This is a genomic window from Halorubrum sp. SS7 (genome assembly GCF_005435055.1).
Lineage (GTDB): Archaea > Halobacteriota > Halobacteria > Halobacteriales > Haloferacaceae > Halorubrum > Halorubrum salinarum.
In genome coordinates this window covers 1-395 of the sequence record NZ_SGXV01000365.1, presented here as the reverse complement: position 1 = coordinate 395, position 395 = coordinate 1, and the positions used below count along the sequence as shown (strand labels likewise).

The following is a 395-nucleotide window of genomic DNA, read 5'->3' as shown; positions in this document are numbered from 1 at the left end:
GAGGAGTCGCACAGCACGGACTGGAACTCTGGACGACGCTGGCGCTCGCCGGTGGCCTCTCCGCGGTTGCTGTCGGCCTCGGTGTTCTGACCGGTCGTGGGTTCGACTCCGACGACCGCGACGGACACCACGACCGGACGACAGTCGCGCTCGTCGGCCTCGCACTGACGAGTCTCGCCGTCGGGGCGGGGATTGCGCTGGCGTAGGCGACGCCAACCGACCCGCGTTACGTCCGATACGCGCTCACCGTCTACATTCAGCACGCCTCCAAGAGCATATCACGAGTTGAGAATTCCAACGGAGCCGACAGTCTCCCCTTCTCCCACCGAGTTATCGTCCTCCCGACTTACTCCTCGAACCCCTCCTCCCACCGGAACGTCCCGTTCCGCTGGACG

At 65.6% G+C, this 395-nt stretch carries 1 protein-coding gene; it reads left to right on the top strand.

Features of this window, described 5'->3' with window-relative positions; translation table 11 throughout:
* The coding region (locus EXE44_RS18415) for a hypothetical protein (protein WP_137718077.1) at positions 1 to 206 on the top strand (206 nt) is incomplete at its 5' end.
* Between the last annotated feature and the right edge of the window lie 189 nt (positions 207 to 395).